Annotated in this window: 8 protein-coding genes; 6 read left to right on the top strand and 2 right to left on the bottom strand. The window is 75.3% G+C overall.

Annotated elements, in window-relative coordinates:
* The first annotated feature begins 40 nt into the window (after positions 1-40).
* The 5 genes from ABEA15_RS05255 (at position 41) to ABEA15_RS05275 (ending at position 6,665) form a co-directional block, all read left to right on the top strand.
* Positions 41-928 (top strand): putative RNA methyltransferase, encoded by an 888-nt coding sequence (locus ABEA15_RS05255; RefSeq protein WP_345555701.1) that lies wholly within the window; start codon positions 41-43, stop codon positions 926-928.
* Positions 929-1,345: 417 nt separating this feature from the next.
* Positions 1,346-3,115 carry a malto-oligosyltrehalose trehalohydrolase gene (gene treZ, locus ABEA15_RS05260; protein ID WP_345555702.1) on the top strand — a complete coding sequence of 590 codons (1,770 nt, stop codon included), beginning with the start codon at positions 1,346-1,348 and terminating at the stop codon, positions 3,113-3,115.
* Between the two features lie 278 nt (positions 3,116-3,393).
* Complete coding sequence (locus ABEA15_RS05265; protein ID WP_345555703.1) at positions 3,394-5,541, top strand: fibronectin type III domain-containing protein; 2,148 nt, start codon at positions 3,394-3,396, stop codon at positions 5,539-5,541.
* A gap of 56 nt (positions 5,542-5,597) precedes the next feature.
* Positions 5,598-6,077 carry a spore-associated protein gene (locus ABEA15_RS05270; protein ID WP_345555704.1) on the top strand — a complete coding sequence of 160 codons (480 nt, stop codon included), beginning with the start codon at positions 5,598-5,600 and terminating at the stop codon, positions 6,075-6,077.
* Positions 6,078-6,203: 126 nt separating this feature from the next.
* Positions 6,204-6,665 (top strand): PPOX class F420-dependent oxidoreductase, encoded by a 462-nt coding sequence (locus ABEA15_RS05275; protein WP_345555705.1) that lies wholly within the window; start codon positions 6,204-6,206, stop codon positions 6,663-6,665.
* Positions 6,666-6,708: 43 nt separating this feature from the next.
* On the opposite strand, the gene eccCa is transcribed toward ABEA15_RS05275, so the two are convergent.
* Positions 6,709-10,620: a type VII secretion protein EccCa gene (gene eccCa, locus ABEA15_RS05280; protein ID WP_345555768.1), complete on the bottom strand. Its 3,912-nt coding sequence runs from the start codon at positions 10,618-10,620 to the stop codon at positions 6,709-6,711.
* 337 nt (positions 10,621-10,957) lie between these two features.
* On the opposite strand from eccCa, the gene eccD reads away from it, so the two are divergent.
* Positions 10,958-12,307 (top strand): type VII secretion integral membrane protein EccD, encoded by a 1,350-nt coding sequence (gene eccD, locus ABEA15_RS05285; protein ID WP_345555706.1) that lies wholly within the window; start codon positions 10,958-10,960, stop codon positions 12,305-12,307.
* 36 nt (positions 12,308-12,343) lie between these two features.
* Here eccD and ABEA15_RS05290 read toward each other — a convergent pair whose 3' ends face one another.
* On the bottom strand, positions 12,344-14,866 hold the full coding sequence (locus tag ABEA15_RS05290) for a TPR repeat domain-containing protein (RefSeq protein WP_345555707.1): 2,523 nt from the start codon (positions 14,864-14,866) through the stop codon (positions 12,344-12,346).
* Positions 14,867-14,900: the final 34 nt, after the last annotated feature.

The following is a 14,900-nucleotide window of genomic DNA, read 5'->3' on the forward strand; positions in this document are numbered from 1 at the left end:
GGGCCCGCGCCGTACACCGGACGCCCTAAGCTGAAGGTCCATGACCTCCTCCGACGACGACCGGCCGGCCGTACTCGACCGGCTGAGGATGCCCGAGCCGGTGCTGGAGGCGCTGGCCTGCCCGGTGTGCGGCGCCGCCCTCGGACCCGGCGGCAACGCGCTCGCCTGCACCGCCGGCCACCGCTTCGACGTCGCCCGGGAGGGCTACGCCGGCCTGCTCACCGGCCACCGCACGGCCGGCACCGGCGACACCAAGGAGATGGTGCGCGCCCGTCAGGACTTCCAGGCGGCCGGGCACTACGCACCGCTCGCCGCGCGGCTGGCCGAGCTCGCCGCGCAGGCGCCGCTGCCCGCCGGAGGCCTGGCCGTCGACGCCGGAGCCGGGACCGGCTACTACCTCTCCGCCGTGCTGGACCGGGCGCCCGGCGCCTTCGGGCTGGCCCTGGACGTCTCCAAGTTCGCGCTGCGCCGCGCCGCCCGCGCCCACCCGCGCGCGGGCGCCGCCGCCTGCGACACCTGGCGCGGACTGCCGCTGCGCACCGGCTCGGCCGCGGTGCTGCTCAACGTGTTCGCGCCGCGCCGGCCCGCCGAGTTCCGCCGTGTGCTCGCCGACGACGGCGCGCTGCTCGTCGCCACGCCCACCGCCCGCCACCTGCGCGGGCTGGTCGCCGGACTCGGGCTGGTGGGCGTCGACGCGGACAAGCGCGAACGGCTGGAGAGCGGCCTGTCCGCGCACTTCGCCCGCACCGGCGGCGAGGAGATCGAGGTCGCGCTGTCGCTGTCGCCCGCCGAGGCCGCCGCCCTCGTCGGCATGGGCCCCAGCGCCCGCCACCTCTCGCCCGGGGAGATCGCCGACCGGGTCGCCGGGCTCGGCGACCCGGTCGAGGCCGCCGCGTCCTTCGCCGTCTCCCTGTACCGTCCCGCCTGAGCGACTGTGGGGTATGCGGCTAGCGGCGTTGGGTGACCGGTCATGCCGGATGCCCGAACATGACGCAGCCCCGGAATGATCGCGTGGTGTGTGCCAATGCAACGATTCCGGGGCCGCTGCTGACCGATGCTACCCCTCCGACCTCTCCGACGCCGCCCGGGCGGTGATCGAACCCCTCATGCCCGGCTGGTGCGCAACCGGCGTATGGCCCGCGATTACGAGCTTCTGACCGGCAATTCCGAGACCATGGTCAAGAGCGCGATGATCCGGTTGACGGCGACACGGCTGGCTGGTCAGAGCGCACACTGGAGTAATCGCCCTGCCAACCGATCCGCGTAATCACCCGCATACCCAACAGTCACTGAGCGGCCGTACCCGGGCGCATTGCCCCGTCCGCGCCCGGGTACATACCGCCGCGTGAGCGAGCACGGGGGGCGGTCGTTCGGGGTGTGGGCGCCGGCGGCCGGCAGGGTCGACCTGCGCATCGGGGGAGCGGAGCACGCCATGCGGCCCGGCGCCGACGGCTGGTGGCACGTCGACGTGGCGTTCGCCGGCCCGGGCGACGACTACGCGTTCGTGCTGGACGGCTCCGGCGAGCCGCTGCCCGACCCGCGGTCGCTGCACCAGCCGCACGGCGTGCACGGCCCCTCGCGCGTCTACGACCACGCCGACTTCCCGTGGAGCGACGCCGGCTGGCACGGGCGGGCGCTGCCCGGCAGCGTCGTTTACGAACTGCACGTGGGCACCTTCACCGCCGAAGGCACCTTCGACGCCGCCGCCGGGCGCCTCGACCACCTCACGTCCCTCGGCGCCGACCTGGTGCAGCTGATGCCGGTCAACGCCTTCGGCGGCGCCGACCACGGCTGGGGCTACGACGGCGTGCTGTGGGGCGCGGTGCACGAACCCTACGGCGGCCCCGACGGCCTCAAGCGCTTCGTCGACGCCTGCCACCGCCGCGGCATCGGCGTCCTGCTCGACGTCGTCTACAACCACCTCGGCCCCGAGGGCGCCTACCTTCCGCGGTTCGGCCCCTACTTCAGCGGCGACACCGCCTGGGGCCCCTCGCTCAACCTGGACGGCCCCGGCTCCGACGAGGTCCGGCGCTACGTCGTCGACAACGCCCTGAGCTGGCTGCGCGACTTCCACCTCGACGGACTGCGCCTGGACGCCGTGCACGCGCTGCACGACTCGAGGGCGCGCCACCTGCTCACCGAGCTCGCCGACGAGGTCGACGCGCTCGCGGCCGGGCTGGGCCGCCCGCTGTCGCTCATCGCCGAGTCCGACCGCAACGACCCCGCCACCGTGACCCCGCGCGAGGCCGGAGGCAACGGGCTGACCGCGCAGTGGTGCGACGACCTCCACCACGCCCTGCACGCGGCCCTCACCGGCGAGGGCCACGGCTACTACGCCGACTTCACCGCCCCCGAGGCGCTGCCGGGCACCCTGGCCCGCGCCTTCTGGCACGACGGCCGCTACTCCGCCTTCCGCGGCCGCACCCACGGCGCTCCCGTGGACACCGCGCGCACCCCCGGCCACCGCTTCCTGGCCTATCTGCAGAACCACGACCAGGTGGGCAACCGCGCCGCGGGCGACCGCACGGCCGCCACCGTCCCGCCCGGCCTTCTGGCCTGCGGCGCCGCACTCGTCCTGTGCTCGCCCTACACGCCCATGCTGTTCATGGGTGAGGAGTGGGCGGCGTCCACGCCCTGGCCGTTCTTCGCCTCCTTCACCGACCCCGATCTGGCCGAGGGGGTGCGCGCGGGCCGCCGCCGCGAGTTCGCCGCGCACGGGTGGGACGAGGCCGACGTGCCCGACCCGCTCGACCCCGCCACCCGCGAGCGGGCCGTGCTGCGCTGGCAGGAGCGCGAGCTGGCGCCGCACCGGGACGTCCTGGACCTCTACCGCCGCCTCGTCGCCCTGCGCCGGACGCGCCCCGAGCTGGCCGACCCCCGGCTGGACCGGTTCCGCGTGCGGGCCGGCGCCGACGGGCGGGAACTGGTGCTGCACCGCGGGCGGCTGCGCGTGGCCTGCAACCTGCGCGCCGTCCCCGCCGAGCTGCGGCTCGACCTGCCCGCCCGCGGCGTGCTGCTGTCCTCTGCCGAGGTCGAGGCCGAGGACAGCAGCACGCGGCTGCGCCTGCCGCCGGAGTCCTTCGCCGTCGTGGAGGTCGCCGCCCCCGCCCGCTGAGCACCCCCGCGACCCGGCGCGCGGCGCGGCGGGCTCCGCGGGCGGGGCCGGGCCCGCACCCGCACGCCGGAGGGAGGGGACCGGGGCCCCGTAGCCCGCGGGCCTCCATTGACGCCATTGTCCCGTTCTGGTTTGCTACATCCTGCCCGTGCTCCCCTGAACACCGGCCTTTCCGAACCCGCCGAAGCCCCTCTCACCGGATAGCGCACGCCCCCGCGGCCGGCGGCCGGAGGACGCGGCCGCCGCCCTTCCGCGAACGGGAAAGAGAGAGCCTGCCGATGGCGGACCAGCCGGCCCACCCCGCGGACCGCCCTGCGCAGCGTGCGCCGGGTCCCGCCGTGCGGCGCGCGGTGCCCGCCCTCGCACGGCGCCTCCGCTCCGGCGCCTCGGGGCTGACCGTCGTACTGCTGGCGACCGCGCTCATCAGCACCGCGTTCGGCGTCGGCGCCATGGGCCGCGCCGACGAGGTCTCCGACGGCGCGGCTTGGCTGTGGAGCAGCCCCACCGGCAAGGTCACCCGCGTCAACGGCAACAACGCCGAGGTCGACCTCGTCACCTCGCTGCCCGACTCCAAGGGCGGCGACGTCCGGGTCACCCAGAACGACGACTACCTGCTGCTGCACGACCCCGCCACCGGCAAGGTCACCTCGGTCGACCTGCGCGAGATGGGCTTCTCCGGCGCGCTGGAGCTGGGCCAGAGCGGCGACTTCGGGCTCGTCCTCGGCAAGCGCACCGCGGTTGTCATCGACCGCGCCGGCGGCGAGATCAAGGCGGTGGATCCCGCCACCCTCCAACCCACCGGGGCCTCACTGCAGATCCCCGGCCCCCTGGTCGGCGGCGCGTTCGACGACACCGACACGCTGTGGCTCGGCGTGCCCACCCAGGGCACGGCCGTGGGTATCCGGGTCGAGGGCAAGGACGCCGCCATTTCCCAGACCGTGTCGGTGGCCGACCCGGGCTCCGACATCGCCATGACGGTCCTCGACGACGGCGCGCTGGCCGTCGACCGCACCGGCAAGCGCCTGGTCGCGGCACGCAACGGCGAGGACCCGCGGCTGGTCTCCTCGCCGGTGCCGCTCACGGGAGCCGTGCTGCCGCCGCGCACCCGCGGCGACACCGCGGCGGTCACCGTCCCCGGTTCCGGCCGGGTCGTCACCCTCACCGACCCCGGTGGTACGCCCCGGGTCGGCCATTTCGCCGTCCGGCACGAGGGCGGCGGCACCGCGGTGCCGTTCGGCGGACGGGTCTACGTGCCCTTCGACGGCGAGGGCGCCGTGCGCGTGTTCACGCGCGAGGGCAAGGAGCTCAACCCCGTCCGCCTGCCCGGAGCCGAGGGTCCGCTGGAGGTCGAGGCGCGCGAGGGGCACCTGTTCGTCAACGCCCCCGACGCCGGCGTTGCGGCGGTCGTCGACCCCGCGGGCAAGGCCCGCGTCATCGACAAGACCCAGCCGCCGCCGGGCAGGGGCGAGGGGCCCGGCGGGATCGCGGCCTCGGCCGGCGGCGCCACGCCCGGAGCGCAGGGCCCGCCCGCACCCGAGGGTCGGGGACCCGGCGGCGCGCCCACCCCGCCCCCGGGCGGGGACGACGAGGACGGCGAGGAGCCCGAGAGCACCGACGCCCCCGGCGCGCCCACACCGGTGACGGCCGAGGCGGGCGACGGATCGGTGACTCTCTCGTGGCCGAAGGCCTACTCGCCCGACGCGCCGGTGCAGACCTACGTGGTCACCTGGAAGGGCGGCAGCACCACCCTCGACGGCTCGGTTCGGCGGGCCGAGATCGACGGCCTGGACAACGGCACCGCCTACCGCTTCCGGGTCCGGGCCGCCAACGAGCACGGCACCGGCCCGGCCGCCCAGACCGAGGAGGTGACCCCGGGCCCCGATGCGCTGGGCGCCCCCGAAGGGGTCACAGCCGAGGCCACGGGCAGCGACACCGCCACGGTCTCCTGGCAGGCGGTCGACGGCGCCGCGGACTACGTCGTCAGCGCCGAGCAGGAGGGGGTCTCCGACCGCACGTCCACCGGCACGTCCGTGGAGTTCTCGGGGCTGGCGCCCGGCGCGACCTACACGTTCACCGTGACGCCCCGTACCGGGGACGGCGTCAGCGGTGAGCCCGCCTCCGCGGAGCCGGTCACCATGCCGGAGCTGGAGCTCGGGGCGCCCGAGAGCGTCACGTTCGAGACCGCGGCCGACTCGGTGACGGTCGACTGGAGCGCGGTCCAGGGCGCGGCCGAGTACCGCATCACCCCCGGCGGCGACGGTGCCGCCGCGCTCTCGGAGGCCACGGCCTCGCAGACCACCTACACCTACCGGCCGCGCGGCGCCGGGCGCTGCTACTCCTTCACCGTGCTGGCGATCGGCCCCGACGGCACCGCCGCCGAAACCCCGACCACCAGCGACGCCCGATGCGTGCGGGACTTCAACTGATGCGGCGGCGCGCGGACCGGGACCGGCGAGAGGACCCCGAGGGAACGGAGCAGCACGTGGCAGGGCGCACAGCAGGGCGGGCGGCGCGTACGGGACCCCGAGGCCGCCGGCGTGCCCGGTTCACCGCGGTCGGCGCGATCGCGGCGGCCGCGGCCACGCTGGTCATGTCCTCGGCCACCGTCGCCGAGGGAGCCGACCCGGCGCAGGTGTGCTCGGACGGCTCCGGAGCCGGCGGCAGCGAGTACACGCGGCCGGCCAACGAGAAGGCGATCCCCGGCGGCCGGGGCCGCCTGTACCTGTACTACGACCCCTCGACCGGCATCAACTGCGCGATCACCATGGGCACGGTATCGGGCGCGACCTACATGGACGTGGGGCTCAGGCAGGCGGGCACGGGTGCCGGCAGGTGGGACTCGGGCGAGTTCTCCACCTACGCCGGTCCCGTCTACGTGAGCGCCAAGGGAATCTGCGTCGACTTCACCGGCGCCGTCGGCGAGCGGTCGGTGGCGGTGACCGGGACCAACTGCGGCGTCTGACGCCGGTGCGGGCACCGGTATAGGGTTCCCGCGTGAACCGCCCCGCCCCGGCGCGGCCGCCGGGCGCTGCCGTGCCGAACCCGCCGCCGGCCGCAGGCGGCCGCAGCCACGCCGAGGAGTCCGCAGATGAGCCCGTCGATCGCCAGCAGCACCCGCGTCTCCCGCGAGGAGCTGAACGACTTCGTCCGGCCCCGCCACCGGGCGATCCTGATCACCCGCCGCGCCGACGGCGAGCCGCAGGCCTCCCCGGTCACCTGCGGACTCGACGGCGAGGGGCGCATCGTCGTCTCCACCTATCCTGAGCGCGCCAAGACCCGCAACGCCGTGCGCGACCCGCGGGTGAGCGCGGTGGTGCTCTCCGAGGACTTCGACGGCCCCTGGGTGCAGGTCGACGGCAGTGCCGAGGTCGTCGACGGCGAGGACGCCGTGGAACCGCTCGTCGAGTACTTCCGGGTGATCTCCGGCGAGCACCCCGACTGGGACGAGTACCGCGACGCCATGCGCAGGCAGGGCAAGGCGCTGGTGCGCATCACCCCAGAGCGCTGGGGACCGGTGGCCACCGGCGGGTTCCCGGCCCGGCTGGCCTGAGCGGCCCGGCCGGGACGGCGGCTGCGCCGCCCGGGCCCGGCCGCTACTCGGGCGGCTCGGACCAGGCCACCTGCACCTGCTCGGGCGGCCGGCCCCGGCGGGCGATCAGGGCGCGGCCCTGCGGCAGGCGGCGCGAGGCCACGCCGTTGGCGATGCGCCCCTCCATCCGGTCGCCGGAGAACAGCACGCCGGGGGTGGCCATGTCGCTCAGGGTCTGGGCGACGGGCTCGTAGACCGCCCGCGAGCTGCCGCCGGTGCGCCGCGCGGTCACCAGGTGCAGGCCCAGGTCGGCGCCCTGGGTGAGGAACTCCGCCAGGGGAGCCAGCGGGTTGTTGCGCCCGGCGACCAGGTCGAGGTCGTCGACCACCACGAACAGTTCCAGCCCCTTCCACCAGCTGCGCTCGCGCAGCTGGCGCGGCGTGACGTCGGGGCCGGGCAGCCGCTCGCGCACGGAGGAGGCGAGCTCGGCGGCCACCGCCTTGGTGTGCTCGGGACCGGTGCTGTAGGCCAGCAGGTAGTCCTCGCTCACCAGCCCCAGGTGGGCGCGGCGGTAGTCGACCAGCACGATCCCGACCTCGCTGGCCGGGCGGCGGGTGATCTGCCGCAGCAGGGCGCGCAGCAGCGTGCTCTTGCCCGTCTGCGGGTCGCCGAAGACCACCAGGTGGGGGTCCTCATCGGGCCGGTACACCGCCGGGGCGAGGTCGCGCTCGCCCATGCCCAGCACCAGTCCGGGCCCGCGGTGGGCCGGCAGCAGCTCGTCCAGGCCGACGGCGGCGGGCAGGACGCGCACCGGGGGGACCGCCGGCCGCCGCGGCCACCGGTCGCCGATGCGGGCGACCGCGTCGCGCACGCCCTCGCCCAGGTCGGCGTCCTCGGCCGATCCGTCCAGCCGCGGTAGCGCCACCTGCAGGACGCTCTCGTCGGCGCGCAGCGCGCGCCCGGGGACCTCCTTGGGCAGCTGCTCGGCCTGCTTGCGCCCGATCTGGGAGTCGAAGGGGTCGGACAGGCGCAGCTCCAGCCGCCCGCCGAACAGCGCCTGCAGCTTCGTGCGGATCTGGGAGTTGGCCGCACCGGTCACGACGGTGTGCACACCCAGCGACGGTCCGCGCGAGACGACGTCGGTGAGGATGTCGTCGGCGTCCTCGACGGCCTCGCGGACCCCCGCCCAGCCGTCGATCAGCAGGAAGACGTCGGCGAAGACCCCCTCGGGCACCGAGCCGTCGGCGCGGCCGCGGCGCAGCGCGGCGGGGGAGTCGATCCGGGACCCGCGGAAGACGCGCTCGCGCTGGTCCATCAGGTTGCGCAGGTCGGCCAGTACCCGGTGCACGCGCTCGGGGTCGGAGCGCCCGGCCACGCCCGCCACGTGCGGCAGGTCCTCGAACGGCGCCAGGGAGCCGCCGCCGAAGTCGATGGCGTAGACCGCGATGCGGCCGGGCGGGTAGCGCCAGGCCAGGCTCGCGATGATCGTGCGGATCAACGTGGACTTGCCCGACTGCGGGCCGCCGAGCACGATGATGTTGCTGGAGCCGCCGGTGAAGTCCAGCGCCGCGGCCTCCTGGCGCTGCTCGCGGGGGATGTCGGTGAGACCGACGATCGCCGCGGCCTCGGCCGGGTCGGGCTCGACGGGGCTGCCGTCGGGGGCGGTGCCCTCCTCGTCCAGCCTTCTGAGCAGGTCGTCCAGCGCGATGCGCTCGGGCAGCGGAGGCAGCCACACCGGCCGCACCGGCGCCGCTCCGGCCTCCACCAGCCGCCCGATCGCCACCTGCAGCGTGCTGGGCGCCTGGCCGCCGTCGGGCGCGGCCGCCGGATCGTCCTCCTCGCCGTCGGACGGGCCGCGTCCCAGCAGCCCGTCGAGGCCGTTGAACGAGATCAGCGGCAGCACCGGCGCGTCCTCGCCGGAGTCCTGCTCCGGAGGCGCGTAGGGCTGGGAGACCATCGCCGCCTTGAACCGCTCGAACACCGAGGTGTCGACCTTGAGGTAGCCCGACCCCGGTTCGGGCGGCAGGTGGTAGGCGTCGCCCACCCCGATCGCCTCGCGGCTCTCGGCCTCGGAGAACGTGCGCAGTCCGATCCGGTAGGACAGGTGCGACTCCAGTCCCTTGATCTTGCCCGAGTCCAGGCGCTGGGTGGCCAGCAGCAGATGCACGCCGATGGAGCGGCCGATGCGGCCGATGGCCACGAACAGCTCGGCGAAGTCGGGGTGGGCGGTCAGCAGCTCGGAGAACTCGTCGATGATGACGAGCAGGTGCGGCAGCGGCTCCAGGCCGGGGCGCCGGGTGGCGCGCAGCGTCTCGTAGGCGTGCAGGTTGGGCAGGTTGCCGACGTCCTTGAGGATCTGCTGGCGGCGCATCAGCTCGCCGAACATGGCCTCGCGGAACCGCAGCACGAGGCTGTCGTCGTCGGCGAGGTTGGTGACCAGCCCGGCGCTGTGCGGCAGCGCGTCGGTGTCGGCGAAGGTGGCGCCGCCCTTGAAGTCGACGAGCAGCAGCGCCAGGTGCTCCGGCGGGTGGCCGATGACCAGTGAGGCCACCAGCGTGCGCAGCATCTCCGACTTGCCCGAGCCGGTGGCGCCCACGACCAGGCCGTGCGGGCCCATGCCGCCGAACGCCGACTCCTTGAGGTCCAGCAGCACCGTGGAGCCCGAGGGCCCCACGCCGATGGGCACCCGCAGGAAGTCGCCGGCGCTGCGCGGCCGCCACGTCGAGCGCGGATCCAGCCGGGCGACGTCGGGGACCCCCAGGACGGCGCCCAGACCGACCGTGGAGTGCAGCGCGTCGCCGCCGTCGGCCGCCGCCAACCGCATCGGCGACAGGATCCGGGCCAGCGTGGTCAGCTGGGCCACGCCGGCCCGGTCGGCCCGCCCCTCCAGCGGCGCGCCCGCCGCAGGCCGACCGGGGTCCTCGGCGGCCTGCGGCTCCTGCACCCGCTCCGAGGCGTCCTCGGCCAGCCGGCCTTCGGCGTCGACCCGCAACCGCAGGTCGACCGTTCCCGGCTCTTCGCGCCGGTCGCCGACCAGCACGATCAGGTGGATCCCGATGTCGGCGAGCGAGGTGACGGGGGGTTCTGCCGACAGCCCCGACAGCGTGGACTGGAACTCGCCGTCGACGACGACCACCAGCCGCTGGGTGCCCGGCCCCGGCGGGAGGTTGCGCCGCCGCTGCATGTCGATGGTGCGCTGCTCGATCTCGGCCGAGAGCAGCTCGGTCATCTCCACGGTGTTGGAGGTGACCAGCCGGGCCGGCAGCGGGCCGTCGCGGCCGCCGTCGAAGGCGCCGTGCGGCAGCCACTTCAGCCAGTCCCACTCGGCCAGCAGCCGCGAGTGGCGCACCACGCCCACCCGCACGTCCTCGGGCGCGCAGAACGTCGCCAGCTGCGCGACCATCGCCCGGGCGGCCGCCCGCCCCGCAGCGCGGTCGCCGACGACCGACACCACGCCGTGCTCGCCGAGCGGTACCACCAGCGGCTGCTCGGAGACGTGGGCGTAAAGGTCGACGATCTGCTCGGCGATGCCCTGGCAGACCGGGTCGTAGGCCACCAGGGGGTTGGAGGTGTCGATGTTGAGGCTCAGCCGCCGGGCCAGCGGCCGGGTGCCCTGGCCCACCCGCAGGTGCAGGAAGTCGGGGTCGGAGGCGCGGCGCTCCCAGCGGCGGGCGGTCTGGCGGGCGGGCTCGATCAGCAGGTGGGGCGCCGGATGCCGGAAGGCCGCGGCCCGGCGCTGGATGCCGGCGACCTCCCGCACGGTCCCGCGCAGGTGGTCCAGGTAGTCCAGGTAGCGCTCGCGCTGCTCGCGGATGCGCTTGCGCGGGCCGTTGTGCTGGGAGATGAACATGATGACGCCCACCGCCACGCTGGCCAGCATGATCATCACGCCGGCCACCGCGTACAGCGGCCGGTTGCCGAAGGTGATCGTCATCAGCAGCGAACCCGACCCCGTGATGATCGGCATCATGATCATCGCCGACGAACTGGTGGCGGGAGGGTTCTCCGGAAGCTGCGGCGGAGTGGCGATGACCAGCGGGGACTCACCGGGATCGGGGACCGCGTGGCGGGCGGGCCGGTGAATCGGCGTCGTCGACACGGCGCCCCCTTCTCTACACCCGCCCGAGGCCGGGAGATCGAGTACGAACCAGTTGCTAACGTGATGATCCCGCGCGGCCGCTGCATCGCACAATCGGGCGGCGGCCGGCTGTGGACGGCGCCGCGGACCGGCGGAGAGGACCGCCGTCGGCGTGCGGCCGGGGCCTTCGGCGGCCGGGGCCGCGGGGCGCAGCGGTGCACGAACGGAGGAGCGGGTGAGCGGATACTGCCGGGTGACGGTGACCGGGCCGCAGCGGTGGGCGGACCTCGCGCTGCCGGGCACGGTTCCGGTGGCGAGCCTGCTGCCGCAGGTGGTGCGGGTGTGCTCGCCGGAGACCGACGGCCTCGAACCCGCGGGATGGACGCTGACCACGGCCGGCGGCGCCGCGGTGCGCCCCGATTCGACCCTGGAGCACGCCGGGGTGCTGGACGGCGACGTGCTGCTGCTGCGCCGCGAGACCGCACCCGAGCGCCCCGCCTTCGTCGACGACGTCCGCGGCGCGGTGGAGGACCGGGTCGACGGCGCCGCGCGGATCTGGCGCGCACCCGTCGGCCTCGCGTTCGGACTTGTGCTGGCCGCGGTCGGGCCCCTGCTGCTGGCCGCCGCCATGGCCGTCGTGCGCCAGAGTCCGATCGACCTCGCCGTCGCCCCGGTCGGGCTGCTGGTGTCGCTGGGCGCCCTGTGGCTGGCGGCGCGGCGCTCGATGACCGGCGTCGCCCACGCCGTGCTCGCCGCCGCCTGCGGCTGGGGAGCGCTGACCGCGGCACTGGCGGCGCTGCAGATAAGCGGCTCGGCGGCGCCGGCGCCCGTGGTCCCGGCCGCTTTCGCCTGCGCCGGCGCGCTGGCCGCCGCCGCTGCCGGCTGGTGGGTGCACAGCACCGCTCTGCCCTACCTGGCGGCGCTGGGTGTGGCCGCGGTCGCGGCCGGCGTCCTGGTCGCGGTGGGGCTGTTCGTCGACGGCCCGCTGGGCACGCGGGTCATGGCGGTGCTGCTGGTGCTGGGCGTGGGTGCGCTGCCGCGCCTGGCGCTGTCGATGGGCGGGCTCTCGGGCCTGGACTACGAGGTCCGCCACGTCGGCCAGACCGACACCGCCCGCTTCGAGGAGAGCATGGCCAACAGCGACCGGCTGCTGCTGGGCGCGCTGCTCGGGTCGGTGGCGACCGCAGTGGCCATGGTGCTGCTGCTGGTCGCGACCGGCGACGGCCGGGCCGACCTCGTCCTGGCGGCGCTGGTCTCCTTCGTCCTGCTGATGCGGTCGCGGCTGTTCGACCGGGTCCGCCACGTCCTGCCGCTGAGGGTGGGCGGCGTCCTGGGCCTGGCCGCCGCCGCGGTGGGCGCGGCCGCCGGCACGGAGCTGATGCTCGCGCTGCTGCCGGCGGCGGCGCTGGCGACGGGCGCCGCCGCCGCGGCGGTCAGCTGGGTGGAGCCGGCCGAGGTGCCGCGCGCCTCGCTGCGCCGGATCCTCAACGGCGTCGAGGTGGTGGCGGTCGTGGGCCTGTGCGTCGCCACCGCCTGGGCGCTGGGCCTGTACGCGCTGGTGACCTCGATCTCGCCGGGGGCCTAGCCGGACGCGTTCGCCGGACGCGTTCGGCGGCCTCCTTCAGCCGCCCGCGGCGCCGGCGACGTCCTGCGGCGTCGGCTGGTTGCGCCGCAGTCGCCCCTGCGCGACGGTGTCGGCGTAGCGCTGGGCGTCGTGGGCCTCCGGGTCTCCCAGCAGCAGCTCCCAGGCGTCGCGCTGGGCGTCGATCAACTCCGGGTCGTAGATCCCCTCCGCCTTCAGCGCGTCGGTCAGCTCGCCGCGCAGTTCGTCCTGGATGCCCGCGAGCTTGTCGACCGTCTCCTGCAGCCCCTCGGCGTCGCCCTCCGCAGCGTGGCGGTCGTAGTCGGCGCCCAGTTCCCGGTAGCGGCGGTAGGCGGGCAGGTCGCCGGGGACGAGCCGGTCGTCGGCGACGGCGGCGTCGGCCAAGCCCACCAGGCTGTGGTACTGGATGTCGCCGGCGCTGCGGGTGGTGGGCAGCCTCGGCGCGTAGTCGGAGCCGGCGGAGGGGGCCTCCCACAGGTAGTGGCGGCCGAACCGGACGAACTCGTGGGCGATCCCGGTCGCGGCCTTGGCAGCCGGGTTGCGCAGGACGAAGTTGCTGAGCAGCTCCTTGGTGATGCCCGAGGCCAGCGCGACGCCGCGCCGGTCGGTGGTCACGGCGCCCTGCTCGGCCGCTGCGTCCTGGGCGGCGAAGTGCTTGCGCGCGAGCGCCTCGTCGAGCACGGCGAGGTCGTAGAGCCCGCGCAGCCGCCCGGTCTCGCCGCCGACGACCGCGGCGTCGGCTCCGCCCTCGACCAGGTCCGCGAAGCGCCGCGACTGGTAGCCCTGCACCGCGGCGCCGAGGTCGTTGGCCGCCTCGGTGTCGCCGGCGGCCAGCATCCAGAACCGCACGCGGTCGGCGCTGTTGACCTTGAGCGTTCCGCCGCCGTACTCGGTGGGGCCGAGGCGGCCCTCCCGGGCGAAGGGCGCCATGTGCAGCTCCGCCACGTCGGCGAGGCCGCGCGCCGCCTCGGGGTTGAGCATTCCCAGGCTGGTGCCGGAACCGGTCACCGTGTTGCCCCCCGACAGCAGGTCGAAGGTGTCCTGGTCGTGGGCGAGGCCGCGGATCAGGCCGGCGGTCGCCTCGTCGGCGAGCCCGCGGCGGTCGGGGTCGCTGCGCACGTCCTCATAGGACATCCAGTCGGTCAGCTCGCGCAGGGTCAGGCCGCCATCGCTCCAAGGGAAGGCGTAGAGCCCGCGCACGGCCCGCTGGGAGGCCCAGCCCTGCGGATGGTCGACGGCTCCGCTGAAGAGGCCGTGGACGGCGTCCTCGTTGCGTGCCGCCACCGACAGCAGCGTTCGGAAGGGGCCGTCCCGCCCGCCCTCCACGGCGCCGCCGACCTGCGCGTAGTCCTGCAGCTTGTTGCCCAGCGTCGTGGCCAGGACTTCGGAGAACTCCCGGCCGCCCGCGACGCCGGGGTTGGTGAACGCCAGCAGCCGGTCCACAAGCGGCACCCGGGTCTCGCGCCAGCCGTGGACGGGCCACTGAGCACCGTCGTAGTCGATGTCGCCGGAACCCGCCGCCACCGACCGGATGCTGGGCGGAAGCGCGTCCCATCCTCCGCCGCGGTCCTCGTCGGAGAGGGTGAGCAGCCCGTCGCCCAGTGCGCCGAGCAGCTCGTTGCGGGCGCGCTCGCTCAGGTCGCCGCTGCCGTGGACCTCCCGCACGAGGGTGAGCATGGTCGGCGGGACCTCGCCGTCGACCGGTTCGGTGTCCAGCACGCGGTAGAACTCCTCGAGGAAGTCCATCTCGGCGCGGGGCAGCCGCTCGCGGCCGCCGCGGGACCCCTGCCGCCATCCCTTCCGCGTCAGCGCGTTCAGCGCGGCCACGATCTCGGCGTAGCGGGCGTCCGCGGGTTTCCCGCCGGTGATGTAGTCGCGCAGCTCCCCGGCCCAGCGGGTGGCCCGGTCCTCAGTGAGCGGCAGCGGGGGGTCGCTCCAGCCCATGTTGTGCGGCGCCCACCCGAGGCGCCCCTCCCGCACCAGCGTTCGGACGGTCTCCTCGGTGGGGCCCTCCCGCAGTTGTGCGGCCCGTTCGCGGGCGCGGCGCTCGAACTCCTCGCGGCTCGTCCGCTCGCGCGACTCCAGGTCGGCGACCGTGCGGATGCGCCCCGCCGACCGGTCCGCCGCGAACGCCTCCCGGGCCGAGGGCAGGCCCCGCGCGACGCGGTCGTCCTCCTCCCGGGCGGTGTACTCCTGCATCCGGGCGCCGAAGTCGCCCGTCCGGGACTGCTCCCACTCGTCCTCGAGTTCGGCGATGCGCGCCTTGAACCAGCGCACGTCGCCCGCCCAGCCCTCGGTGACGCCCGCGGCGTAGACGGCGGCGAAGGACGCCTTCTGCCAGGCGGTGGTGCTGTAGCCGCTCTGCTCGCGGATCCCGTCGGCGACCAGGTCGCTGAACTGGACCGCCGCGGAGGTGAGCACCGGTTTCAGCTCCTCGGCCGACCGGCCCAGGATCCGGCCCGCGACGTTGTAGAGGTCGACGGCGCGGTCGTCGATGGCCTCCGCGTCGGCGTCGGTGCATGCGGGGTCGAACGAGCTCATGGCGGGTCTCCGGTCGCGGACCCGCCGATGCGCG

Origin of the sequence: Streptomonospora halophila (assembly GCF_039542725.1) — a bacterium.
Taxonomy (GTDB): Bacteria; Actinomycetota; Actinomycetes; order Streptosporangiales; family Streptosporangiaceae; genus Streptomonospora; species Streptomonospora halophila.

Bases quoted from the DNA above. Each gene is read 5' to 3' on its own strand.
- ABEA15_RS05255 (WP_345555701.1), top strand. From the start codon at position 41: ATGACCTCCTCCGACGACGACCGGCCGGCCGTACTCGACCGGCTGAGG.
- ABEA15_RS05265 (WP_345555703.1), top strand. From the start codon at position 3,394: ATGGCGGACCAGCCGGCCCACCCCGCGGACCGCCCTGCGCAGCGTGCG.
- ABEA15_RS05275 (WP_345555705.1), top strand. From the start codon at position 6,204: ATGAGCCCGTCGATCGCCAGCAGCACCCGCGTCTCCCGCGAGGAGCTG.
- eccCa (WP_345555768.1), bottom strand. From the start codon at position 10,620: ATGATCATGATGCCGATCATCACGGGGTCGGGTTCGCTGCTGATGACG.
- ABEA15_RS05290 (WP_345555707.1), bottom strand. From the start codon at position 14,866: ATGAGCTCGTTCGACCCCGCATGCACCGACGCCGACGCGGAGGCCATC.